The sequence below is a fragment of the Methylotuvimicrobium sp. KM1 genome (assembly GCF_044788715.1).
GTDB lineage: Bacteria > Pseudomonadota > Gammaproteobacteria > Methylococcales > Methylomonadaceae > Methylotuvimicrobium.
In genome coordinates this window covers 11,382-36,955 of sequence record NZ_CP173170.1, presented here as the reverse complement: position 1 = coordinate 36,955, position 25,574 = coordinate 11,382, and the positions used below count along the sequence as shown (strand labels likewise).

21 protein-coding genes are annotated in these 25,574 nt (G+C 47.8%); 7 read left to right on the top strand and 14 right to left on the bottom strand.

Annotated features, from left to right (window positions below; all coding sequences use genetic code 11):
* Positions 1-60: 60 nt before the first annotated feature.
* A complete protein-coding gene (locus tag ACINK7_RS00155; RefSeq protein WP_404358946.1) occupies positions 61-1,386 on the top strand; it encodes an autotransporter outer membrane beta-barrel domain-containing protein in 1,326 nt (441 codons plus the stop codon).
* Positions 1,387-1,760: 374 nt separating this feature from the next.
* On the opposite strand, the gene ACINK7_RS00150 is transcribed toward ACINK7_RS00155, so the two are convergent.
* Positions 1,761-2,984, bottom strand: coding sequence for an autotransporter outer membrane beta-barrel domain-containing protein (locus ACINK7_RS00150; protein WP_404358944.1), 1,224 nt, complete (start codon positions 2,982-2,984; stop codon positions 1,761-1,763).
* A gap of 245 nt (positions 2,985-3,229) precedes the next feature.
* Positions 3,230-5,590: a caspase family protein gene (locus ACINK7_RS00145; RefSeq protein ID WP_404358942.1), complete on the bottom strand. Its 2,361-nt coding sequence runs from the start codon at positions 5,588-5,590 to the stop codon at positions 3,230-3,232.
* A 359-nt stretch (positions 5,591-5,949) separates the two neighbouring features.
* On the opposite strand from ACINK7_RS00145, the gene ACINK7_RS00140 reads away from it, so the two are divergent.
* A complete protein-coding gene (locus ACINK7_RS00140; RefSeq protein WP_404358940.1) occupies positions 5,950-6,309 on the top strand; it encodes a hypothetical protein in 360 nt (119 codons plus the stop codon).
* A 2-nt stretch (positions 6,310-6,311) separates the two neighbouring features.
* Here ACINK7_RS00140 and speD read toward each other — a convergent pair whose 3' ends face one another.
* Positions 6,312-7,100, bottom strand: a complete 789-nt coding sequence (gene speD, locus ACINK7_RS00135; RefSeq protein ID WP_404358938.1) for an adenosylmethionine decarboxylase — start codon at positions 7,098-7,100, stop codon at positions 6,312-6,314.
* A 6-nt stretch (positions 7,101-7,106) separates the two neighbouring features.
* Positions 7,107-7,523: an OsmC family protein gene (locus tag ACINK7_RS00130; RefSeq protein ID WP_404358936.1), complete on the bottom strand. Its 417-nt coding sequence runs from the start codon at positions 7,521-7,523 to the stop codon at positions 7,107-7,109.
* Positions 7,524-7,665: 142 nt separating this feature from the next.
* On the opposite strand from ACINK7_RS00130, the gene crp reads away from it, so the two are divergent.
* The 3 genes from crp to ACINK7_RS00115 are packed head-to-tail and all read left to right on the top strand — an operon-like array spanning position 7,666 to position 9,408.
* Entirely contained in the window at positions 7,666-8,319 is a 654-nt protein-coding gene (gene crp / locus ACINK7_RS00125; RefSeq protein ID WP_014146545.1) for a cAMP-activated global transcriptional regulator CRP, read from the top strand.
* A gap of 19 nt (positions 8,320-8,338) precedes the next feature.
* Positions 8,339-8,818: a YchJ family protein gene (locus tag ACINK7_RS00120; RefSeq protein WP_404358934.1), complete on the top strand. Its 480-nt coding sequence runs from the start codon at positions 8,339-8,341 to the stop codon at positions 8,816-8,818.
* A gap of 59 nt (positions 8,819-8,877) precedes the next feature.
* Positions 8,878-9,408, top strand: coding sequence for a nucleoside triphosphate pyrophosphohydrolase family protein (locus tag ACINK7_RS00115; RefSeq protein WP_404358932.1), 531 nt, complete (start codon positions 8,878-8,880; stop codon positions 9,406-9,408).
* Between the two features lie 386 nt (positions 9,409-9,794).
* On the opposite strand, the gene thyA is transcribed toward ACINK7_RS00115, so the two are convergent.
* Positions 9,795-10,628 carry a thymidylate synthase gene (gene thyA, locus ACINK7_RS00110; protein ID WP_404358930.1) on the bottom strand — a complete coding sequence of 278 codons (834 nt, stop codon included), beginning with the start codon at positions 10,626-10,628 and terminating at the stop codon, positions 9,795-9,797.
* Positions 10,625-11,407 (bottom strand): prolipoprotein diacylglyceryl transferase, encoded by a 783-nt coding sequence (gene lgt, locus ACINK7_RS00105; protein WP_404358928.1) that lies wholly within the window; start codon positions 11,405-11,407, stop codon positions 10,625-10,627. Before lgt ends, thyA begins: the two co-directional genes overlap by 4 nt.
* A gap of 192 nt (positions 11,408-11,599) precedes the next feature.
* Here lgt and ACINK7_RS00100 point away from each other — a divergent pair, with 192 nt between their 5' ends.
* Positions 11,600-12,283: a VPLPA-CTERM sorting domain-containing protein gene (locus ACINK7_RS00100; protein ID WP_404358926.1), complete on the top strand. Its 684-nt coding sequence runs from the start codon at positions 11,600-11,602 to the stop codon at positions 12,281-12,283.
* Positions 12,284-12,489: 206 nt separating this feature from the next.
* Positions 12,490-13,476: a 2OG-Fe(II) oxygenase gene (locus ACINK7_RS00095; RefSeq protein ID WP_404358925.1), complete on the top strand. Its 987-nt coding sequence runs from the start codon at positions 12,490-12,492 to the stop codon at positions 13,474-13,476.
* A gap of 81 nt (positions 13,477-13,557) precedes the next feature.
* Here ACINK7_RS00095 and tatB read toward each other — a convergent pair whose 3' ends face one another.
* From tatB to ACINK7_RS00055, 8 genes are all read right to left on the bottom strand, one after another.
* The gene (gene tatB, locus ACINK7_RS00090; protein ID WP_404358923.1) at positions 13,558-13,872 is read right to left on the bottom strand and encodes a Sec-independent protein translocase protein TatB; all 315 of its coding nucleotides are present in this window, start codon (positions 13,870-13,872) and stop codon (positions 13,558-13,560) included.
* Positions 13,873-13,880: 8 nt separating this feature from the next.
* Positions 13,881-14,096: a twin-arginine translocase TatA/TatE family subunit gene (gene tatA / locus ACINK7_RS00085; RefSeq protein WP_014146537.1), complete on the bottom strand. Its 216-nt coding sequence runs from the start codon at positions 14,094-14,096 to the stop codon at positions 13,881-13,883.
* An 87-nt stretch (positions 14,097-14,183) separates the two neighbouring features.
* Positions 14,184-16,556 carry a PhoX family protein gene (locus ACINK7_RS00080; protein WP_404358921.1) on the bottom strand — a complete coding sequence of 791 codons (2,373 nt, stop codon included), beginning with the start codon at positions 16,554-16,556 and terminating at the stop codon, positions 14,184-14,186.
* A gap of 338 nt (positions 16,557-16,894) precedes the next feature.
* Entirely contained in the window at positions 16,895-19,453 is a 2,559-nt protein-coding gene (locus ACINK7_RS00075; RefSeq protein WP_404358919.1) for an EAL domain-containing protein, read from the bottom strand.
* 283 nt (positions 19,454-19,736) lie between these two features.
* The gene (locus ACINK7_RS00070; RefSeq protein ID WP_125220696.1) at positions 19,737-20,042 is read right to left on the bottom strand and encodes a DUF3240 family protein; all 306 of its coding nucleotides are present in this window, start codon (positions 20,040-20,042) and stop codon (positions 19,737-19,739) included.
* Positions 20,035-23,100, bottom strand: a complete 3,066-nt coding sequence (locus ACINK7_RS00065; protein WP_404361500.1) for an efflux RND transporter permease subunit — start codon at positions 23,098-23,100, stop codon at positions 20,035-20,037. Before ACINK7_RS00065 ends, ACINK7_RS00070 begins: the two co-directional genes overlap by 8 nt.
* Positions 23,100-24,269, bottom strand: a complete 1,170-nt coding sequence (locus ACINK7_RS00060; RefSeq protein WP_404358917.1) for an efflux RND transporter periplasmic adaptor subunit — start codon at positions 24,267-24,269, stop codon at positions 23,100-23,102. Before ACINK7_RS00060 ends, ACINK7_RS00065 begins: the two co-directional genes overlap by 1 nt.
* Positions 24,266-25,522: a TolC family protein gene (locus ACINK7_RS00055; RefSeq protein WP_404358915.1), complete on the bottom strand. Its 1,257-nt coding sequence runs from the start codon at positions 25,520-25,522 to the stop codon at positions 24,266-24,268. Before ACINK7_RS00055 ends, ACINK7_RS00060 begins: the two co-directional genes overlap by 4 nt.
* Between the last annotated feature and the right edge of the window lie 52 nt (positions 25,523-25,574).

Here is a 25,574-nt window from a genome sequence, read left to right as displayed (position 1 = left end):
TTATGATCGATAGAACTTTAAATACTTATTTTTTTAATTTCTTAATAAACAGGGGGAGTGATGAAAAAAAATAACTTTCGGGTCGGTGAACCGAAAAGACTGGCCTTAATAACGGCACCATTGTTATGCGGCATTTCAATCAACGATGTTTATGCGGTCGAGGATAACAGGGATTTTGTAAGTAATACAATTTTAAGCATTTGTCCGTCAGGTGTTCTTTTAGGGACAGAATTACAAGATCGATGTAATGAATTAGTAGCTGAAGGTAATGGAATTATACCTAACAACATTCTAACCCAAGTAACGTCCGAACAAACTGCTGCACAAAAGTCGATTTCGTTGGAAATGAACAGCACTCAGTTGGGACTATTGAGCAATCGCATTAGTGCGATCAGAAGCGGTAGACAAGGCGGCGGTTTGAATATTAGCGGCCTGATGATGGACAGCAACGGTAATCCTGTGTCGTCCAACCAATTGGCCAATTGGGGCGATTATCAAAATAAAGGTGCTGCCGGCGACGATAGCTACGAACGGCTCGGGGTTTTCGTCAACGGCAATATCGGCTTCGGCGATCGGCGAACTACGGCAAACGAAGCCGGCTACAATCTCGATACACACGGCGGAACCGTCGGCATGGACTACCGCTTTACCGATAACTTCCTGATGGGTATGGCGTTCGGTTATAACAATGCAACATCGAGATATAGGAATAATTTGGGCGATATGGAGGCCGATAACTATACCGGTGCGGTATACGCTTCGTTTTATACCGAAGACGGTTTTTTCATTGACGGCATATTCAGTGGTAGCCACATAAATTACACGACCAGAAGACGAATTCAATATAACGTTGGTAATAACATCAACACCAATGCCATCGGAGATAATTCCGGTCGAGAATTCAACGTATCGATGAATACTGGCTATAACTTTAACGTCAGCGGCTTAACGATTACCCCTCAAGTTCGCGTCGACTACACGAGCAGCCAAGTGGATGCGCTGAATGAACGGGGTGGTTTAGGTTGGGCGCTGCATGTAGACGAACAGGATTTCGATTCGATGCAGACCGCTGCCGGCTTGCAGCTGAATTATGCGGTCAGTCTGCCTTGGGCCGTCATCGTGCCGATGGCGCGGGCCGAATATATTCACGAATTCAAAAACGATCAAAGGAATATCCAGGCATTTTTTATCCAAGATCCGACGCAGACCCGGTTCAACATTCAGACCGATAAACCGGACCGAGATTACATAGTGATGAGCGCGGGGATTTCCGCTCAATTCATGCACGGCATTTCTGCATTCGTCAATTACGATACGGTTCAAGCCCATTCCTTCGTCAACAACCATAATTTTTCAGGCGGAGTCAGAGTGCAGGTTCCCTTTTAAAATATCGATAGGTGCATTAACCGAACAAGCGGAAACTTATTATTCCGTTTGTTCGATTCCAATGCAATTCCATTCACTCAAAGTATACTCAAATCAAGATAGCTAATTATCAATAAGTTAAATATATCGCGTAGTCCGTATTTTGAATATATCGGTTTAGTTGCATTTTCTTCAAGCCTATCTAACTCGTCTCGTATTAATTACATTCATGAAAAAATCAACGCTCTATTCTATGAACGAATGTAGAAGGTTTTGTATTATTTTTTTCTTCCTACGACCTCTTTAAGAGCGGCAAACTATTTAATAAAAACAATCAGGATTAATCCTAATCCTGATTGTTCCGGATATGTCTAAAATCTAAATCATACAATTCTCTAGAAAGATACCGCCCATCTTAAACCGCCGCTAAAGTTATGGTTATTAACGAACGAATGTGCTTGAACCGTATCGTAATTGGCAAATGCCGACAAACCATAAGCGAATTGCGCTGAAACACCCGCATTCATAACAATGTAGTCTCTATCGGGATTATCGGTAATTACTGAAAACTGAGCAGTGGGATCAGCCACAAAACGCGCGTTAATTCGCCGGCTATCGTTTTCAAATTCATGAATGTACTCAGCTTTCGCACTTGGTACGATAACCGCCCATGGCAAACTCAGCGCATAAGAAAGTTGCAAACCGGCTGCGGTTTGCAACGACTCGAACTCTTGACTACCGATATGCAAAGCTAAACCCGCTCCACCTGTTTCAGTTAACGCATCAACCTGAGTCGTCGTGTAATCGACTCGCACTTGAGGGGTCAAGGTCAGCCCTCCAAATGCCATGTTATAGCCGGTATTCATACTTACATTGAATTCATCACCTTGGGTATTTCCCTGAGCGCTCGTGTTTGCGACCGCAATATTTCTAATCGAGTCGTACTCTAAATGACTACCGGAAAAAATACCGTCAATAAAAAAACCGCTTTCGGTAAAAAATGACCCATAGATTGCGCCGGTATAACTGTCATTTTCATTTCTTCCTAAACTATTAAAATACCGGGAAGTTGAATTGTTATATCCGAACGCTGCACCAAGGAGAAAATTATCGGTAATTCGATAATCCGCGCCAAAAGTCGCGCCGTGCTCATCGAGATTGTAACCGAGTTCATTGACAGTTGTTCGTCTGTCGCCGAATCCGATATTACCGTTAACAAATATACCAAGTCTTTCATAACCGGTATCGCCCGCAGCAGCTTTGTTAGTTTGCCCTAGAGCTAGCGGGTTATTTACGTCATCAAACAACAAGCCGCTTAAATTCAAGCCGCCACCTTGACGCCCTCCTCTTACGGCGGCAACTCGTGCGCCGATCGATGATAGCTGAACATTGTTCATAGCTAACGCGTTCATACTTTGAGCGGCAGTTTGCATGGATGAAAGTTGAGTAAGTCCCTCTAAACTTGTACCGCAAAATGAACCAATAGTCGAATCGATACTACCGCACATAGCGCTATTAACTTCTGCTTGGTTAACAGTCTCCGTAGCAGATACATGTCCCAATGGCATAAGCAAGCCACTTACTACCGAATAAACTAGCGATTTTTTAAAAAGACTCATTTAATTTCCCCCGTTAGATTAAAAAAATTATTCATTTCATTTACACTGAATTTTTTATGTTATTGATTCATATATCAATTAATGGAATATTCCGATAGCTGAAAGTTAACATGGCGTAACATGAGGGCAATCGAGACTTTTAAGGACTTGTGCCGAATGGAGCAACCTCATTAAAAATACCCTTATAAGCCTGGATATACACCTATAAAAACCTGTAACCTTCGATTTGATCTTGGATTTAGCCGCTATTTCGGCACAAAGAAAAATTCTCCCGACTCATGTCCCGCATGATTGACCGGTGCGTATTGCGGAACTTGCTCAATACCGTATTTCGCTGCTATCGCTACGATATTGGCCGATACGTTCCTGTACAATTCCTGGCCTTCGAGCAAAGAAACGTTGCGATCCAATGCTTTGATGAAGGAGGCTGCGAATACCGAATGCTCACCTCCGCCGCCGTCCATGACAGGTTTCAATCCGCCCGAGGTCATTACGGTCCGGGACCGGGCTTTGAGCATCGCTTTCAACCATTCGGATTTCTTTTCGGGACTCATGCCGGCATCTAAACGCGCCAGCGAAGAACGGGTCATTGCACCGGAGTAGCAAGAATCGGCAACGACCATGACGTGTTTTGCGGACATCGCATTCAAAATATCGGTGATCGAAACGGTAGATATCCAATTCGCGTTATTGTCGGCTTCGGCATCGACCGGCAACCAATGACCGCGCATGTTGACTTGATCCAACTCGCCATGACCGGCATAGTAAATCAGCAAATTATCTTTTTCGGTTAGCTTCGCCCGCATTTCATTCATCGCCGACAAGATCTGATAACGATTAGCGTCGATCAATAATTTAGTTTTAAATCCGTATTTTTCGCGAAGAACCCGGTCGACCGCTCGCGCATCGTTCACCGGCGTATCGAGCGACGGAATTTTCTGATAGCGGTTATTGCCGATGATCAATGCATGATAATGGCCGAAATCCAAATCTTTCCATGGGCTGACAGTCTGCAAGCGATTAATGTCTTCTTTACCGCGTTGACTATCGCTTATCGGGCCTTCCAAGGTCATTTTGAATTCGAGGCTTTCGCGCGCACCGTTGTTGTCGACCGCGACGATTCTAACCGGCGTTTCTTGAGCGGCAATGGCGATGCTGCTGTTAAACAACCCCCGCTCGTCGAGATGGCTTTTTACATCGTTAATCAACACCGATAATATACCCACCGGCGAACTGGCTTTACCGATGATTTCCCTTTCTTTGACGATGGAACGCAGCGTTACAGTCGGCACTCCGCGGACCCGCACGAATGGCGGATCGATAATTTCGATGACGGGTTTTTGCGCTGCTGCAACAGTCATCGAGGATTTTTGTAATTGTTGGATTTCTTGTTCGTATCTTTCCTTCTCTGCTTCGAGTCTGGCAATCTGATCGGCCATAAGCCGTCCACGGTTTTCTTTTTCTTGTAAGTCCTTTTGAATTTTCTGCAGGGCATCCTTGTGTTTGCGCTCGATTACATCCAATTTTTGCGTATCGTCCGCCGCCGGAGTGGCCGATACGGGACTCTTGGCCGACAACAATTCTTGCTCGGTTTTTGCTAATTGCGCCTCGGCGTTGACTAATTTAAGCTGGATTGCGCCGGTTTCGGTCTTCTGTTTTTTGAGTTGGCTATAGATTTGGTTGGCCCGTTTTTCAGTTTCCTTCAATTTGCTGTTGAGTTGGTCGACTTCTTGACGATACTGCTTTTCAAGATTGCCGATCTGAGCCGTGTAAGCCGATAGTTCCCGTTCCGCATCTTGCAATTTACGCTTTAAACCGGGGATTGCGGCATTGTCGCCGCGGCCGATAGCCGCATCTAGTTTCGACTGGGTATTGTTACGTTCGTCTAGGTAGCGTTGCAGTTTTTGTTGGCTTTCCTGTAATTGACGCTGCGTTTTTGCGAGTTCGTCCGATAAGCGACTTGCCTCGTTTCGACTGTTGTTGAGCTCGGTTTTGAGCCATTTGATTTCTTCCAGCAAGCCTTCATCCGGCGAGGTCTGTAGAGTTGCCGCATAGGGTATATCTTTCTCGTCGAGCCCCGAGGCTTTCTGGTACCATTGCATAGCTGCAGCGGAATCCTGCTCGACACCAAGCCCCTTTTCATAGAGATAACCGAGACTTAATTGCGCTCGCTTGTTGCCCTGCTCGGCCGCTCTTTTAAACCATAATGCAGCGCTTTGATAATCGGGCTGCGTTCCAAGCCCTTTTTGAAAAATTTCCCCAACATAAGCCTGAGCTTCGGCATCTCCCTCTTGTGCGGCAGGGAGCCATAAGTTTAAAGCGGTCGCATAATTCGAACGATCGAATGCGACATAATCGCCACCTCGAATTTCGCAGTCCAGCGCGGTGGTCTTGATCGGAATCTTAGCCGTTAAAAAGGTCATCATCCGGCCCATTCTTCTAATTTGACCGGGCAGGAGACAATCCACTATATAAAGTTTATCAGCATCGCGCATCTGTTCTACTTTCGCAAAATCCGCCGCGCGCTCCTTAACCCCGGCAGAATCTGCCGTACAGGCGGTCAGCACAACGAGCGCCATGGAAGAAAGAAAGGGAAACGATTTCATAGCTTAAGCCGATAAAAATTATCAATGCAACGTGAACATAAAATTCAGAGCTTTTCAGGCCTCTTTAGATTATCTTTAGCCACGCCTAAAGTCATGGCCGTCAAGTTCGGTTTGGGTTCCCACATAGAACTATGGCAACCTGGCTCCAACCACAAACCGATGTTATGGCAACCCACATTACCGACAAATAATCATTATAAATATTGGCATTTTGTGAATATATTCGCAAAAAGAATCATAGTATTAATTTGTAAATAATACTAGAAACAAAATAGCCGATCAGTTCAGGTAAACCTCATATAAAATCAATCAACTCCACAGTATTAGTACGCTTGACTTAAAACGGCAAAGCGATAAGTTTGAAAATTTGGGAAAATTTTTTAGGGAAAATTCGGCAACCGATGCCGAAATCTTATTGGAGAGAGAAGGGAAAAAGACATAAGCGCCAAATTAACGCTTATTTTTTAATGTATTTACGGCTTTATTCGTCTCTCGGCTGGATTGACGATATTCTGGTCCATGGACATGAAGCTACGACCATCCCTGTCACTGGATTCCGCCAATCCCGGGCGGGGAATGACACGTTTTTTCCTAAAGTTGTCGAAATGGGAAAACAGGGAATTGAGACCTTCCTTGGTCACAATGTCAAAAGCAATAAGAGAATGGATAACTCAAATACAACCTATCCGCGGAAAAATTCACTATTCACTGCTAACTAAAATTAAGCATAGTTTCTGCCATAAAATATTTCAGCCATCTCTTGCTGCAATTGCTCTTGAATAGCCTCTTTTTCTTCATCGCTAAACGCGCTTTCTTTTTCGAACAAATAATTTTCCAACTCGGTTTCTTTCAACAGCATTTTGGTATGGAAAAGGTGTTCTTGATAGACATTAACATCGATCATTTGATATTTTTCGCGCGTATCTTCCGAGATATATTTTTGAATCGACGTAATATTATGATCGATATAATGCTTTTGCCCCGATACATCACGTGTAAAGCCACGTATTTTATAATCCATGATCACAATATCGGATTCAAAACTATGAATCAGATAGTTTAATGCTTTTAACGGCGATATCTGACCGCAAGTCGATACATCGATATCCGCACGGAATGTGCTGATCTCGGTATCGGGATGACATTCGGGATAGGTATGCACGGTGATATGGCTCTTGTCCAAATGCGCGAGCACGGTTTCGGGCAGCGGTCCCGGCGACTCGCTGTTGAGTTGCTCGGCATCGACTTCAGTATCCATACCCTCGGCAATCAACATCGTGACACTAGCACCTTGCGGATCGTAATCTTGATGCGCAATGTTCAGAATATTGGCGCCGATAATTTCGGCGACATCCTTCAATATTTGTGTGAGGCGGTCGGCATTGTAGGCCTCATCGATATAGTCTATATAAGCCTGTTTTTGATCGGCCGGTGTATAACAAACATCGTAAATATTAAAGCTGAGCGACTTTGTTAAATTGTTAAAGCCGTGTAATTTTAATTTTTTCAAAATTTATTAAACCTCGATTACTTCAAAGTCGTGGGTAACCTCTGCCGTCTTACCCAGCATGATGGATGCGGAACAATATTTTTCCGCCGATAATTTTATCGCGCGTTCTACAGCATTCGCTTTAAGTTCACGCCCGGTTACGACAAAATGTAAATGAATTTTGGTGAACACGCTGGGTATGGAGTCTGCTCGTTCAGCCGTTATTTCGACACGACAATCGACGATATCGTTTCTGCCTTTGCGCAAAATATCTACGACATCGAAAGACGAACAACCACCTAGTCCGAGTAAAATCATTTCCATCGGCCTCGCCCCCATGTTGCGTCCCCCATGGTCTGGAGAACCGTCCATGACGACTGCATGTCCGCTACCGGTTTCGCCAACAAACATAACACCGTCAACCCATTTAACTTTCGCTTCCATCTGTCTTTACCGACCCAATAAAAGTCGCATAGATTAACACACCAGGCTAAATTTAAAAGATCATCATTGTTGATTTTTTTATAAAAATGCGGCACTGTTAGCGGAATTTTTTTACAACATAGTTAGAGGATGATTAGTTGTTATGACCCCTAGTAAGCTAAACCCGGCATATAGAGATGCATTGGAGCCTTTTTTACACTTGTGCCATACCAAGTCCTACCCGGCTAAAACCACCATCATTCGTCCCGGCGATACCGGTGACCGCCTCTATTTTATTATCGAAGGCTCTGTCAGTATCGGTGTCGAAGACGAAGACGGCCGTGAATTGATCCTTGCTTATTTAAACAAACACGACTTTATCGGCGAAATCGGTGTATTTAAGCCGACCGACACTCGAGAAGTCAGTGTTAATACACGAACACCCTGCAAATTGGCGGAAATCGGTTATGAAAGGCTAAAACAAGCATTAAAAAAAGAATTGTTGGAATATGCTCCCGAAATCCTGTCCATGCTTGGCGAACAATTAGCGTCTCGCCTTTTGATCACCAGCCGCAAATTTCGCGATCTCGCCTTCATGGATGTGGAAGGCCGTATCGCTCGTACCCTTCTTGACCTAGCAAAAGAACCGGATGCCGTTACTCACCCGGACGGCATGCAGCTGCGTATCACTCGCCAAGAAATCGGCCGGATTGTCGGTTGTTCTCGGGAAATGGCCGGAAGAGTGCTCAAAGAACTTGAAGATAAAGGTCTGATTACCGCCCACGGCAAAACCATCGTCGTTTTCGGCACCCGTTAACGTACTCGTTATTACATCGATGGTTGATATGTGTCTTTGCGGTTCGGGGCTACCGTACGAAAAATGCTGCCGAACTTACCATAACGGTAGCCGATTTGCCGAAACCGCGGAAATGTTAATGCGTTCGCGCTTTACCGCCTATGCCTATCATGATGCTGCTTATCTTTTAGCAACCTGGGACAATGCTAAAAAGCCTCAGTCTATCGATTTTTCTAAAGATAAAACGGTCTGGACAAAGCTCGAAATCGTCAACGTCAAAAAAGGCGGTAAAAACGACGTTAAAGGTTTAGTGGAATTTAAAGCCTTTTTTAACCTCGATAATGAAGAGCGAGTCATGCACGAACTCAGCCGTTTCAAAAAATCCGGCGGACGCTGGTATTATCTGGACGGTTTGGTCAAATCGATCGGCCAACCGAAAACGGAAAGCGGCCAAGGCAAAAATGCCACCTGCCCTTGCGGCAGCGGAAAAAAATTCAAACGTTGCTGCGGACAAAATTAACGCAACTTTTTTCGCCTCATCCAGTCTCATTTCGACATCCATCAAAAAAGGGGGCAGCAATGAATCAGCATTTAGCAGCAATCAGGGCTTACCACGACGAATTAGCGATTCCGCAAGCCGAGCACGGAGCGCCCGTTGATGTTTCCGATATGGATATCATTCTACGTCAGGCGTTACTGATGGACGGCGGCAGTGAGACCTTTAAGGCAATCAAATCCGGCGAAATGGCGGCTATTCTGGCCGGCTTGACCGATCTCGCCTATTACGCGTTGAGCGCTATTGCGCTTTCGGGGAATGAAGTCAGCGATGAACCGGTGAATTGGCGGCACGACGGCTTCGTCCTATCGGTCATGACCTTGTTGTCGAAGGAAATCGATCGATGTAAAGACGGCGATCCGACAAACTATTCTGCACTCTATTGCTTATGCGTTCACTTGACCAAAGCCTTTTTAAACGCCGACTTCAACGGCGCATTTCAGTGCGTTCACGCCAATAACATGGACAGACTGAATGAGATAAAAAACGCGGATAGGCTAACTCAATTGCAGTTACCGAAAGCGCCGGACTTGAGCGAATTCATGTACGAATAACGAACATCAAACAACTTCGACAACTGCTTTCTGGTTCCCACGGTCCTCCGTGGCAACTCATACCTTTTATACCTTTCGCGCTTCAAATTTCGGCAGTGCCCGAGGCGCCGCCGGGGTGTCCGACAAAGGCTTTGCCTACATGGACGTATTCACGGCGTCCTTTGACGGACACCCCGGTGCCGAATTTTTATCTACGATGGGTATATACTCAAAAAATGGTTAACTTTATGAAGGTATGGGGTGTGGCTAGCGAGGATGTCGGCAGCAGGGATCGCTGCCGAGGCAAGATCGGTATGCATTCCCACGCTGGAGCGGTGGGAACGAGGTACGTTCCTACCTTCTGGAAAGGAGGCACCAAAAAGGCCCACGTTATTTCGCGCTCATTCCTAAACCGAAATTGTCGCCTTGATATGCGCGTGAGCCTGGTAATCGAGCATCTCAAAATCTTCGAAGCGATAATCGAATATAGATTCCGGCTTGCGTTTGATCGCTAAGCGAGGCAAGGGATACGGCTCGCGCGTCAGTTGCAATTTAGCCTGCTCCAGGTGATTCAAATACAAATGGACATCGCCGCCGGTCCAAATAAAATCGCCAACCTCTAAACCGCTCTGCTGCGCGGCCATATGAGTCAATAACGCATAACTGGCGATATTGAACGGCAACCCCAAAAAAGTATCACAGCTGCGCTGATACAACTGACAAGATAATTTGCCGTCGGCAACATAAAACTGAAACAAGGCATGACAAGGCGCCAATGCCATTTTTCCGTTGACAACGTTTTGCTGCGGACTGAGTTTCTCATCAGGCAAATCGGCAACATTCCAAGCCGAAACGATCATGCGCCGGCTATTAGGGTTGCTTTTTAATTGCTCGATTACTGTAGCAATCTGATCGATATACGTTTTATCCGGAGACGGCCATGAACGCCATTGATAACCGTACACCGGCCCCAAACCACCTTCGGCATCGGCCCATTCGTCCCAAATCGTCACCCCATGCCGATGCAAATAATCCAAACGTGTATCGCCGTGCAAAAACCAAAGTAGCTCATGAATGATCGATTTCAAATGAACTTTTTTGGTCGTCACCAACGGAAATCCGTCCGCCAACGAAAATCGCATTTGATGACCGAAAACCGATAAAGTACCGCTACCGGTTCTATCGCCTTTCAACGTCCCTTCGGTTAAGATTTTTTCCAATAAATCCAGATATTGCTTCATGCGGTTTTTCTGTAAGCCCAGTAGAACATAAATCCGCCGATTAGTATCATCGGCGTCGATAGAATCTGCCCCATCGTGACCCAATCCAACATCAAATAACCCAGATGCGCATCGGGCATGCGATAAAATTCGACAAAAAACCTAAAGCAGCCATAAAGCATCACAGCCAAGCCGGTCGCGGCCATCGTCGGCCTCGGTTTACTGCTATATATCCAAAGCACGATGAACAACACCAACCCTTCCAGAAACGCTTCGTAAAGCTGCGAGGGATGCCGCGGTAAAGGCCCGGCATTCGGAAACACCATCCCCCAAGGCACATCAGTCGTTCGTCCCCACAATTCGGCATTGATAAAATTGCCGATGCGCCCAGCGCCCAATCCGATCGGCGCCAACGGCGCAATAATGTCGGTCAATTGCATCATGGTGCAATTATGTTTCCGCCCGAAAATCCACATCGCAACAAACACGCCGAGCATACCGCCATGAAAGGACATGCCGCCCTGCCAGATTTTGTAAATGATGCTCGGATCGTTCAAAAACTCACTGAAGTTATAAAACAAAATATAACCCAATCGTCCACCGAGTATGACCCCTAATGCGCCATAGGTTACAAGATCTTCGATCGCTTCCGGTTTAACCGGCGACCAAGGCTGATCGGCTCTTTTTTTGCCTAACACCCAAACGGCGGCAAATCCGATCAAGTACATCAAGCCATACCAATGAACTTTTACGGGACCCAGACTGAACGCAACAGGATCGATATTAGGATAAGTCAGCATTTTTCTCGATAAGTAATGATTAACAGCTTTCTATTATACATGTCTTCCGCCGCATCCCGATAAGCACAAGTAGCTCTCGATTGTCATTAAATCTTCAACAAACATTCACCGATTTGTCACAGTATGCGGTTATTTTGTTAAGTGCTGCACAAAAAACGAACGAGATCCTTAACTTTAACTTGGAGACGAATCATGAATCTTACTAAAACGACCCTTTCTGCGGCTATTTTGTCGACCGGCTTGGCATTCTCCGGATTTTCCGAAGCTGCTTTGGAAAAACGTATCGACGGCATGTGGTACGACACCGATTTGAACGTGACTTGGCTAGATATGACCGCAACCGGTAAAACATGGGATGAAGCGGCCGAATGGGCAAGCACGCTGAACCATGCCGGTTTCGAAGGCTGGCGTTTACCGACTGTAAAACCGGTTAACGGCACGGATTTCCAATACGGCGTCGAATTTGAGGGCATTAACTATGAAACCGCTGACGGCAGCACGGATTGGGGTTGGAATATTACCAGCCCGAATTCTGAATTGTCGCACTTATTCTATGCCACTTTAGGAAATGTCGCCGAATTTGATCAAGACGGTTTTCTGACGGACAACAGTGGACTCAGCAACACGGGGCCTTTTAAAAATTTGCAAGCCGGCGTGTACTGGACAGGCACCGAATTTTTCCTAAATACCGAAGATTTTGCTTGGACTTTCCAAACCGATTTCGGTCTGCAAACCGAAGATCTGAAATCATGGCAAAATCTATCCATCGCGGTTCGCGACGGCGACTTCGCCCCGGTTCCGGTTCCTGCCGCCGTTTGGTTCATGATCAGCGGTTTAATAGGCTTAGTCGGCATGCGCAAAAAAGCGGCTGCCTGATTTGCTTATCATATAAAGTACATCAGCGTTAATCGTCAATGCTGAGCCCCCTCAGCATTGACCGCTTCATTAACCGGCAACTCAATCGAACATCCGGTTTTCTTTTTGTGAAGACTATCCGTCGATTATCCGCATCTAGCAGGGCGAAAGAAGCCCATTCGCGCTCAGTTTTTAACACTCACATCGCAATACCCCTGGAGACCCATTTGTTACCTTCACACGAAATCTGTCAAAAAATCCGGCCCGGTAAAATCGCTCCGGATTTTTTATTACCGGAAATAGAAGGAATGCCGGTAACTTTTTATGAACAATATTGTGGCCAAGGTCCGGTTGTTATCGTATTTTCCGCCATTCAAGTTGAACTCTTACGATATGCGCCGATAGCTGATCATACCAACCTACTCGGAATATTTTCCGGAAAGCAAAATCAAACGATCGATTCTCCATTTCCAATACTTCAGGATGACGGACGCTTGACACAGGCTTTTTTAAACGCCTCGCAAGTAAGCGAACCGCTGGTATTGATATTGCGCCCTACCTTGACCGTTTTTGCCTGTCTTGAAAATCCCACTCTCAACGAAATAGAACACATCCTCGATGCGATCCCGGCGCAAAATTCTATAGTTTGCAATGAAACAGCCCCGGTCTTGATTGTTCCCGAAGTATTGCCCTGTTCATTGTGTACACAATTGATTGCTGCTCATGATGCGGATAACTTCGATAGCGGCATGGTGCGCATGGTCGCCGGGGAACCGACACTGATTCCCGATATTAGAACTAAAATTAGACGCGATCATCGCTTAAACGATCCGGATTTGGCTCAGGCTGTAAACGACGCATTAGTCGAGCGATTATTGCCGGTTATTGCCCGCGCCTTTCATTATCCGGTAACCCGACTGGAAGGTTATAAAGTCGTGGCTTATGATGCAATCACCGGCGGTTATTTTCGCCTGCATAGGGATAATGTGACGCCGGATGCCAAACATCGGCGTTTCGCATTATCGCTGAATTTGAACGACGATTATACGGGAGGTGAAATCGTTTTTCCGGAGTTCGGAGCTAAACGTTACCGTCCGCCATCAGGAGGCGCATTAGTGTTTTCCGGAACCTTACTTCACGCCGCTACCGATGTGACTGCCGGAAAGCGGTATGTGTTGCTGACGTTTATGTGGGGGGATGATGATAGCGGTTAGCAAATGTTAACGGTCATAGTGCGTCTGTCAAATTCCATGGCTTCTTTCATGATTTACCGTTTAAGAGCTTCGCGTTTCCCGCTATCCTGGTTTCTTGGCGCGCTTCGGCGATGGAACGATCGACGGCATCGGCTTGTTAATTTTTTGCCTTAGTTCATCGGCCTCTGCTTTGAATTGTTCGATCTCCTCAAAGCCGCTTTGTTCTCGGACCGCTTGACGCAGTTCTTCTGCATCCAGTTCTTCCTTGATTTCGGCCTTGACTTTGACCACGGTATTTTTCGCCTTGCCTACCCAAAAGCCCGCAACGCGGGCCACTTTCGGCAGTTTCTCAGGCCCTATCACCAACAATGCGACCAAACCGATCATGCACAGTTCGGTAAAACCGATATCGAACATAACGGGATTTAGACTTTGCTTTGATGTTGCAATTCGACCGAATCTTCCACTTTTTCGGATTCGTCTTTGCTTAATTGTTTATCGTCCTCGCCTTCCTTGACTGAATTGCGAAAACTCTTTATCGCGACGCCCAAATCGGAACCCAAATTTCTAACGCGTTTGGTACCGAATAAAAGAATCACGATGACCATGATGATGACTAATTGCGTAACGCTGATTCCCATTGTATCTCTCGACTAAAAGCATTTTAAAAAAATGGGCGTCCTTGCCCACGAGTCTTTCCTTTAGAAAATGACTAACTCACGAGCTCTTTATAAACCGACCACGCCGCCGTCTTCACGCGTAACGACCAATGTCGCCGAGCGCGGACGAGGACCGTTAGGATTCGGCACAACTTCATCATCGCCAGGATGTCCGTAAACCGCGCCGCTGTCCGGCCAGTTACTGGTGAACACGCCCGGTTGCGAGCGATCGCCCGGATGCTGGAAGTTGACGAACAAGGTTTTACCGTCCGGTGTCGAAACGACGCCTGTGGTTTCTTGATCCCATGGACCGGATAAGAACCGTTTGATTTCACCCGTCTCAGGATTTGCCGCCAACATTGAGTTATTACCGAACGGACCCGAGGCTTGCTGCGAACCGCTCATGTCGGTTTGAATCCAAAGCGTTCCGAATTGGTCGATCCACAAGCCATCCGCGCTAGCGTGAATGTTTTCTTGCGTCAATGCAGGACCGCCTTGTTCCGGCAAGACTTGGCTGTCGTTTTCAGGGCCTGCCAGGACAAAAATATCCCATTCGAATTTAGTCGCCCAAGAACGGTTACCTTGCTCGCGCCAACGGATAATATGGCCATAAGGATTTGGTCCTCGCGGATTAGCGGCGTCGATTGGATTATTACCATTTTCATCCGTACGTGAACTATTATTGGTCAAAGTGAAATACACTTCCCGGGTTTGCGGATGCACGGCACCCCATTCCGGACGGTCCATTTTCGTCGCACCGACGACATCCGCAGCTAGACGGGTGTTGACCAACACATCGGCTTGATCCGCGAATTCGACGCCGGCAGCAGCGGCCGCGGCTTGGAATTTCGGGTTTTTGATGTCCAACGCCAACCATTCGCCGGTGCCGTCATCATTGAAACGGGCGGCATACAAAATGCCTTCGTCCAGCATGTCACCGTTGGCATTTTTGCTGTAACGTGCTTTGGTGACGAATTTATAGCAATATTCGTTCCGTGCATCGTCGCCCATATAGAAGGTTAGCGGTTGGCCAAGTTGAGGCGGTGCGAACACAACTCCCTCGTGCGCGAAACGCCCCATCGAAGTGCGTTTGATCGGCGTGCTGTTCGGATCGAATGGATCGATTTCGAGAATCCAGCCTTGCGTATTCGGTTCGTTGCGGTAATCTTCGGTCGCATCTGCACCTTTAGGCGTGGCATCGAAGCGGATGTATTGATCTTCGCCGCTTTGCGCAGTTTCCCAACGGTAACGGCTGTTGGCGGTAGCCACGCCGAAACGGCTTTGTTCTCTCGGCCGGCTCAACGACAAGTCTTCGGCAATACCGGCTTGCGCCAACAAAGCGCCGAATTCGCCTTCCAACACGCGATCCGTATCGTTAAAGGTATTACCGACTTGCGAGTAGACCAAGTTGGTGACTTTTTGATCGAAGAACTCATCGAAAATACCGATGATACGGTTAGTTTCCGGGTAGAAACGCGCAAAATAGCGGCCTTGTACAAACGATGTTTTCCTGATGCCGTTTACGATTGGATAATTACCCGGTTGCGTGTCTTCGAACCAGTTCAACAAGGCTTCCGCGCGGGCCAATTGCACGCGACTGACGAAATAGCCCGCCCAGTTTTCTTCGCAGGTCAAATAAGTGCCCCAAGGCGTGTAACCGTGAGCGCAGTTATTGATCGTACCGCGCGCCATCGTGCCGTCCGGGCTGTATTTGGTTTTGACCAAATCGCTGCCGCGTACCGGGCCGCGAATTTCAGCAGGCGTACCGGCCGTGACGCGGCGGTTGTATGATCCGTTGACAAGGCCCCACTCGCCGCTGATCGCATTTTTTTGGATCTCGACCACACTGACGCCGTGTGCGGCGATCTCTTTTCTGACTTCGTCGGTCGGCCGTTGACCGGCAACGAAAGTTGCGCCGGCTGCATGAAATACGCGTTGATCGACATACTCATGGTTCACGCACAATAGTCCGTGACCGTTTGGGTCGTCTTGCATCGGGAAGTAATGCATGCCGTCGTGATGCGAGCCGACTTGTTGTTCTTGCTCTTCGCCGGTATTGCTGTTGACTGAATCGAAGGCCGGATACCTACCGGTGATCGGTGTACCCCAAGGAATCAAAGCTTGAGCTTTATAACCGTGCGGAATGGTTGCGGTATCGGAACGCGTGATAGGAATCGCGTCGAAACCCAATGTCGGCTTCAATGCAAATGGAGGTTTGCCCACGCGCGGCGGCAACAAACCCGGACGAGCCGCTTCGGCCATATTAACCATACCGGAAGCGCCGAAAACGCCGGCTACTGCTGCAGTTAAACTGCCGCTCAGCACTTGGCGGCGCGACAGTCTTTTTTCTAAAATCGTTGCGAAATGCGGGTTATCCGAATGATTGCTCATCGGCTCGTCGCCATTATCGATCTCAATCATCGTTTGTTTATTATCGCTCATGTAATGCCTCTCTCTTCGCTTAATCAAGGTTAAGTTGAGCGGTCACTATAGTGAGGACATGTGAAAAAATGATGAAGATTTAGTGACTGTTAAATGACGAAAGCGTTACCGTTCAACCTAAAAAGAGCAGTTGAGAACCCCAAACTACCCTTCATGCTTCGACTTGGCTCAGCACGAACGGTCTACAACACATGCCAACTGCTCTTTTTAGGTGCAAGACTTAATCGATAATTGACAAGCATCAATGAATCAACCCAGTAGCTCATAGAGTTAACTTTGAACTGAACTTTCTGGTTAGACTTATTCATTTTCAACAGGCTATTACTTTCGCCCCCCATTCACTCAATGTTCATCCCAAATTGATCGACCGGCACCGGCTTGCCGAAAAAATAGCCTTGAAATACGACGCACCCTTTTTCAACGAGAAACTCCAACTGCCGTTCGGTTTCGACGCCTTCGGCAACGACCTTTAAACCCAGGTTGCCTGCCATCGCAATAATGGTTTCGACAATAACGGCGCTGTTCTTGTCGACATCAATATTTTTGACAAAACGCTGATCGATCTTCAATTGGCTAAGCGGAAATTGCGTCAAGTAGGCCAGTGACGAATAGCCGGTACCGAAATCGTCAATCGAAATCGCGATTCCCAATTCCATCAATGCCTGCATTTTTTCTACAGTGTCGTTGATATCTTGCATCAACGCACTTTCGGTTATTTCAATCATTAACCGACTTGATTCGATATCCGCTTGCATAATGGCTCGCCTCACATTAGTCACGAAATCCTTTTGTCGAAATTGTTGCGAACTGACATTAATCGAAACATAAGCATAGTCCCTACCGGCTTGTTGCCATAGTTTAATCCGGCTACACGCCGCCTCGATAACCCAAGCGCCTATTTGCTGGATCATCCCTGTTTCCTCGGCGATTGGAATAAACTCGTTGGGCGCAATCAATCCCTTATCCGGATAGTTCCAACGAATCAATGCTTCTGCGCTGATTATCCGACCGGTTCTATCGACCTGAGGTTGAAAATAAAGCGTAAATTGCTGTTGCTCAATCGCCATTCGTAATGCATTTTCAATCTGCAAACGTTTATCGGCAGCTTCTTGCATGCTCCGGTCGAAAAAACTGATGGTATTACGGCCTTTCTCTTTCGACCGGTACATCGCTGTATCGGCCTGTTGCAGTAAATCGGTCGCTGCCAATTGGCACTGACCGGAAAATAGGGTAACGCCCATGCTGGAACTGAAATAATGCTCGTTGCCTTTGATTAAATAGGGTTCATTCAACTTGCGCATAATTTTTTCAGCAAGATTTAAAATTTTTTGAGTCGCCTCCTCTAGATGACTGGTATCGGTATGCACCAAAATAACGAACTCGTCACCCCCGAGCCGAGTCGGCGTATCCTCTTGTCGTATCGATTGTTTCAAACGCTTGGCTACTTGGACCAATAACTCATCGCCGGTTTGATGCCCCATCGAATCATTCAATACCTTGAATCGATCCAAATCCATATACAGAATCGCTGCATAAGTATTTTTTCGTTTGGCTTGTATCAATACCTGATCGATTCTTTCGAGTAACAGTCTGCGATTCGGTAAATCAGTCAACGGATCGTAAAAAGCCAATTGCGAAATATATTCCTCGAATTTTTTCTTCTCACTCAGATCGGTAAACACCGCAACATAATGCGTGGTTTCGCCCCGGTTGTTTTTAACTGCGGTAATGCATTGCCAAATCGGAAAAATCGAACCGTCCTTGCGACGATCCCAAATCTCGCCTTCGAATCGACCGTCGATTTCCAGTTGCCGCCATAAATCCTGATAAAATGATTGATCGTGCCGATCAGAGTGCAGAATATTCGGATTTTTGCCGATCACTTCCTCGGTAGAATAACCGGTCACTGTCGTGAATGCTTGATTGACACGCAAAATTGTCGCATCAGGGTCGGTAATCATGATCCCTTGCAAGCTTTCGAAAGTAATCGCAGCCAGGTGCAGTTCTTCTTCGGCTTCTTTATGTTCGGTTACATCCATCCATGCGCCGAATACTTCATCTATATCCCCAGTCGATGTTCGGGTCATAATCGATCTGTCATGTATCCAACGATAGGAGCCGTCTTTATGCCGAAACCGGTATTGATGATTCAACTGTCCGGTTTCTTTCAGCTGTTCCATTAATTCGATAGTCTGCTCTCGGTCGTCCGGATGCAAACGATCGATCCATAAGGCATCATTACTATACCAATCGGAAGGTGCGAAGCCGGTAATGCTTAAAAAGGCATCGCTTATAAATGTCGTTCTATAGGGATAACGGTCATGACCGGTAAATAGCAACGTGTATATCGCGGTCGGCGTGACGTTGACGACATGCTTGAAACGTTGTTCGCTTTCCTGAAAAGCCTGGTTACTCTGTTGCAGCAACTCAACCGTTTTGTCTAAATCATGATTGAGCCGCTTGAGTTCATTTTGTGCTTGTAAGTTATAACGAATTTCGTCCTGTAATAGAGAGTTGGCTTTCAATAATTCCGATGGGCTCGGAATCAATAGCGCTTTCGGTATCAAAGGCCAAAGCATCGCAGCCGCTAGCACCGAGACACCGGCAGTCAAAGCATCGATGATGCCTGACAATCCGTAAACGGGTTTCCAGATCGTTACGACATGCATGACATGTGTTGCGCCGCAGGAAAAAATGAACAGACTGAATAGCAATAATATGCCTTTGAATTCGACTTGCTTACGCTTAGAAACGAAATAAAGCAGCGCAACCGGAATTGAAAAATACGCCAAGGCGATCACGATATTCGCCGTTACGGTCAGCCATAGCAAGCCGGGTTGCCACAGGAAGCAATTACCATGCGGCATTAAATCTGCACTGCCAAATAAAAATTTCATCAGTTCTTGCATAATGGCTATCCGTTTATTGATTTACCGAATCTTAGAAACTACATGATCGGCAATTTATTTTATTACGGTTATTAAGGTTTATTAATACGCCATTCTAAGCGAAGAATACCGGAAAGATAAGACAATAGTTTCGGCAGGAAATAGTTATAAACAACCATCGATTGCGAAAATGAAATAGCTACTTATTCCGAATATAGCTGTTTAAGCCCGACTTACGCGATCCCTTCGCACTGCAAATTTCTGTACCGGCGTATGGAGGTGCCGATAGGAATTAAATCACACCGCTATCGAGTACCGGCGATACCCGGTAGCTGATTCCCGAACCCGAAAATTCGCCGCGCAATTTATCCAATAATTCCTCCAAGCCCGGTTCGGCAAGATACATTTGAAAACGGATTTTGCGTTGACGGCCGGTCACCTGCTCGGCCAAAGACAAACCGACATTGCGGTGGTCGTGCGAATAGACCGGCAGACTGCTGAAACCGTGTTCGGATTCCAGCGTCAATAAACAATCGACGACCGCTTCCTCAAGATCCGGTGCGACATTCAATGTGACTAAAAACTCAGGGCTACTCATCATCAAGCTCCTTTGCCATACCAAAACGTTGAAACAATATTGGCAGTAAAAACAGCGTCAAAAAGGTCGATGACAACAAACCGCCGATAACAACGACCGCCAACGGCCGCTGAATTTCGGAACCCGGCCCGGTTGCGTACAACATCGGCAACAAACCGAATGCCGTGGTTGCGGCTGTCATCAAGACCGGTCGTAAACGCCGCATCGACCCAACTACGACAGCCTGCCCAACTTGCATGCCGGCTATGCATAATTGATTAAAATGGGTCACCATCACCACGCCGTTCAAGACCGCGATACCCAACAACGTAATAAACCCTACCGAAGCCGGTACCGATAAATATTCGCCGGACAACCACAAGGCAATGACGCCTCCGATCATCGCCAGCGGGATGTTCGATAATACCAAAGTCGCTTGACGCACCGACCCGAAGGTCGCGAACAACAGCAAAAAAATGAGCAGCAAAGCAATCGGCACGACGATCGCCAGCCTTGCCGCAGCCCGTTGCTGATTTTCAAATTGTCCGCCGAACTCGACTGAATAGCCGGTTGGCAATTCGACTTGTTGAGCAACCTGGTTTCGCGCTTCGTCGACGAAACCGACTAAATCTCTGTTTTCGACATTGCTGCGAATGACTGCGAAGCGCTGGGTTTTTTCACGCTCTATCGACACCAGTCCTTCGCTGCGATCGAGTTTCGCCAATGCCGACAGCGCCACATAGCCGCCTCCCGGCAACGCAATCGGTAAACTAGCGAAATTCGCCGAACTACCAGCGCCACGCAACAGTAACGGCGTCCTCACTTGACCTTCCTGAACGATACCCAGCTTCAAGCCTTCGATCTGCGCTCTCAACAGATTCTCGACCGCATCGATATCCAAACCGAAGCGTCCGATCGCCGCACGATCCAGCGTTAATTGTAGAAACTGCATGCCTTCGTTTTGTTTCAAAAAGACGTCGCTGGAACCTTTTAGACTTCTCAATACCGCTGCGATTTCCTCAGCTTTTCGATTCAAAACGGCTGAATCTGGACCGAATAATTTGACCGCGACATCGCCTCGGGTCCCGGTCAGCATTTCCGACACGCGCATTTCGATCGGCTGCGTGAAACCATAGGCGATACCCGGCAGTTGATCGAGCACCGTGCGAATCTCGTCGATCAACGCTTCCTTATCGTCCATCCGCCATTGATCCTTAGGTTTTAATATCAGAAACGTATCGGTCTCATTTAAGCCCATCGGATCGAGACCGAGTTCGTCGGAACCGACCCTGGATACCGCTTCGGCAATTTCCGGTACTTTTTCCAACAACGCTTTTTGCACACGTCCGTCGAGCGCCACCGATTGCTCCAACGTGATCGAAGGCAGTTTTTCCAATTGCACGATAATATCGCCTTCATCCATGGTCGGCATGAAGGTACTGCCAATTTGGTTAAACAACAGTAAAGCCAGCAGCAATAACGCCCCCGCGCCGAAAAATACCGATTTGCCGTTATCCAAGCACCATAGTAATGCCGGCCGATAGGCTTTGAGTATTTGCCGAGGCAGCCAAGGCTCGTCTTGCGACACCTGTTTCAACAAATAAGAAGCCAGCACCGGAATCACGGTTAGCGATAATATCAAGGAACCGGCCAAGGCAAACACAATCGTTAAGGCAACCGGCGCGAATAATTTCCCCTCTAAACCTTGTAAGGTTAACAGCGGCACAAACACGATGATGATGATCAATGCGCCCGAGGTGACCGATACCGCCACTTCACTTGTCGCCCGGTAAATAACATGCAATCGCGGGAGACGCTCGGCTTTTTCTTTGTGCGCCAATTGCGTGATAATATTTTCGACGACGACCACCGCCGCATCGACCAACATTCCGATCGCAATGACCAATCCGCCGAGACTCATCAAATTAGCGGACATATCCATCGTTTTCATCATGATGAACGTAAACAATGCCGCCAAAGGCAATACCAATGCCACGGTCAACGCTGCGCGCCAGTTACCGAGAAACAACACTAGCATCAACAACACCAATACAATCGCCTGAGTCAAAGCAGTGATGACGGTATCGACTGCTTGTCCGACCAATACCCCTCGGTTATAAAAGACGCCGATTTTCACGCCGTCCGGCAAAGTTTTTTTGATGGCGTTCAGTTTTTGTTCGACAAGAGCAATCGTTTGCCGGGCATTAGCACCGCGCAGACTCAATACCAAACCGGTTACCGCTTCGCCTTCTCCGTTACGGCTGACCGCACCGTACCGGGTCAGTGCGCCGATACGAACCTCGGCAACATCCCCAATCGTAATCGGCGTGCCGGCAACGGTATCTATCACGATCGCCCGCACATCCGATAATTGCTGAATGCGCCCTTCCGCGCGCACGATCAATGTTTCCTCTCCCTCATGTAGACGCCCCGCTCCGTCGTTACGATTGTTGGTCTTCAAGGCATTGATCAAACGGTCGGCCGTAATATTTCGGGCAGCCATTTTGAGCGCATCGGGCACGACTTCAAAACTCCGTACCGTACCGCCTAACGAATTGACATCGGCAACGCCCGGCACGGTACGAAGTGCCGGGCGAATCACCCAATCCAATAGGGTACGTAGCTCCATCAGATCCAAACCTGCGCCCGATACGGTAAACATGAACATCTCGCCCAAAGGCGTCGTCATCGGTGCAATCCCCCCTTCGATACCCTCTGGTAAGTCTACCCACAAGGTATTCAAGCGTTCGGCGATTTGCTGGCGCGCCCAATAAATATCGGTGCCCTCTTCGAAATCGATCGTGATATCGGTTAGCGCATATTTAGCGATAGAGCGCAGCATCGTCTGATTAGGAATACCCAGCAGCTCGACCTCAATCGGTGCGGTAATCCGCGTCTCGACTTCTTCCGGCGTCATACCCGGCGCTTTGACGATCACCTTGACTTGGGTCGGCGAGACTTCCGGAAACGCATCGATCGGTATCCTTTGCCATGCATACCAACCGCCGCCGACCAGCAGCAGCACAAACAAAACAATCAGTATCCGTTGAGCCAGTGCGAATCGAATCAAGTGACCCATCATTCTGCACTCCCGGATTCTAGCCAAAGCGCTTTCAATGTCGCGGCGCCGCGCACTACAACCGTTTCACTACCGTTCAGGGCACCTACGATAAAGACTGCATCTTCGTGTCGGCCGATGATTTCAGCCGGCTTGACCTCGAAGCCTTGTCCGGTCCGCACGAATACATAATCCCGCCCTTCGCTTTGCGCCAACGCCGATTGCGGCAACTTAAACGCGGCGGTCTCAATGCGCTTGATCGCTAGAGCATTGACTGTCTGTCCCGGCCGCAGCTTGGCTTGAGGCCCCGCTAATACGGCGCGCGCGAGTACCGATTGAGTCTGTTTATCGACATGCTGGCCCAGCAAAACAATCTCGGCGATAGCTTCTGTGCCGGCGACTTTAACCTTGTCTCCGACGGTTAAGACGTCGATACGATCCTGAGCAACCGACAGCTCCAACCAAAGTTGTTCGAGATTCGCAATGCGGAACAACGGCGCGTTCGCGGTTAGACGTTCACCAACCGAAGCGCTGCGCTGCAGTATCGTGCCGTCGATCGGCGCGCTAATTTCCAGCAGACTATTCAGCCGTCTTGACGCAAGCAATTGCCCAGCTTCCGTTTCGGTCATGCCGTTAATCAATAACATTTGTTTGGCTTCTTGCGCCTTCGCTTTGGCGACGTTGAAGCGGCTAAGCGTTTCCTCCCAGCGGCTCTGCGGAATAATTCCTTCCTGCTGTAATTTCCGATCGCGCCGATAGACCGCCTCGGCTAATTGCGCTTCGCTGGCCTGTTTCAGATAATCGCGTTGCAAAGCCAAGAGTTCCGGACTGTTCAATTGCACCAATACTTGACCTTGCTGCACGGCGTCGCCTTCTGCAACATGAATGCGGTTCACCAATCCTGCTACGGTGGTGCTGACGATTTGTTCATTTTCCGGTGGAACGATCACCCGCGCCGATGCAGTCAGAAGCGGTATTTCGTCGGCCTTTTCCAAGGTGGCGAGTTTAATATCCAAATTGGCGATCTGCTCATCGCTCAGCTCGAGAACGACCAGTGCCGAAACCGGCGAACAATGATTCGCACCCGCCGTATTCGTTCCGACATCCTCGCACGCGTTTGCCGCCCAACTACTATTTGAGGCCTGTAAAACAAACAGACCGGCCCATACTGATAACAAGATTCGTTTCATGGCAACACTCCAACGGCCTGATTGTATAGTGCGATATCCCGCTGAAAGATCACCGAACGCTCTTTGGCGTTAAGGATGGCTTGTTGGGTTCTGGCACGGATTCTTAATAATTCGATCAGATTGATTTCACCGACCGAGAAACTTAATTCAGTCATATCCAAATGCTCTTCCGCCAGTTGCTTCATTTCATCGGCGGTTGCCTGTTCGGCGCTGTTGACTTCCAATGCATGTTCGGCTTCGTGATAGGCGAGTTTCAAATCTCTAAACATTTGTTCACGTTCGGCAATCAAACGATTTAACTCGACATTGACCGCGGCAATTTTAGGCGCTTGATGCGCGCTGCCGCCGAACGGTACCGAAATACCGACACCGAAGCTTTCGGTATAGTTACTGCGCGGGTCGTTGTTCCCCCGATCGCTGTTGATACCGACCGAAACCTGAGTTTGACCCGAGCCGGTCAAACGTATCGCATCGAGTTCGGCTTGTTTACGGGCTATTTGACTGTTAAGCGCGGCCAAGGCGGGATGCTGCTGTTCGATTGTTTTCAGCGCAACCAAAGGTTCATGGAATTCGGCCGGAATCTTTTCGGTCCGCGTCAAATTCGTATAGCGCTTCCGGGCATGCATGACTTCCGATTCCGCCAGGGTCAACACCGATCGTTTCTGCAACAATTCGCTTTGTGCGAGCAATAAATCGGCCCGGGCCAAGTCGCCTAATTCATAAAGCCGTTTGACCTTGCCGAGCAATTTTTCGGTTAATTCATAATCGGTTTTTGCCTGGTCATGACGCACTTCGGTCAATGCGATATCCCATAAAGCCGACCGAACTAATCCAGCGACACGCAATTTGAGCGCCCGGCTTTGCGATTCCCTACTGTTATAGGCACGCTGGGCGAGATCTTGTTCGGCATCACGTTGCCCAAAGTTCCACAACGGTACACTGACCGATGCATCGAGAATATGTAAGGTACCGCTGGTCGCTTCCAAAAAAAACAAATCCGCGGTAGCAGGTCCTGCTATCCAACTTTGCCCGCGCTCAGCAAGCGCTTTCGCTTCGTCTTCCAACGCTTTGAGCCATGCGGCATCGGGATAATGTTCGGCAGTGGTATCGATCAAACCGGCCAAAGTCATAGTCGGCTCGATTATAATTGGATCGAAATGATCGACGATCATTTCGCTGTCTGCCCATACGCCGAATGACGACAGCAGACAGAAACACAATAAAGTGCCTTTTAAAGGCTTGAGGGGAATCATATTTAGCTCCGCAATATGCGGCAGCAGGGCCGCAACTGAAACAACAGGTCGG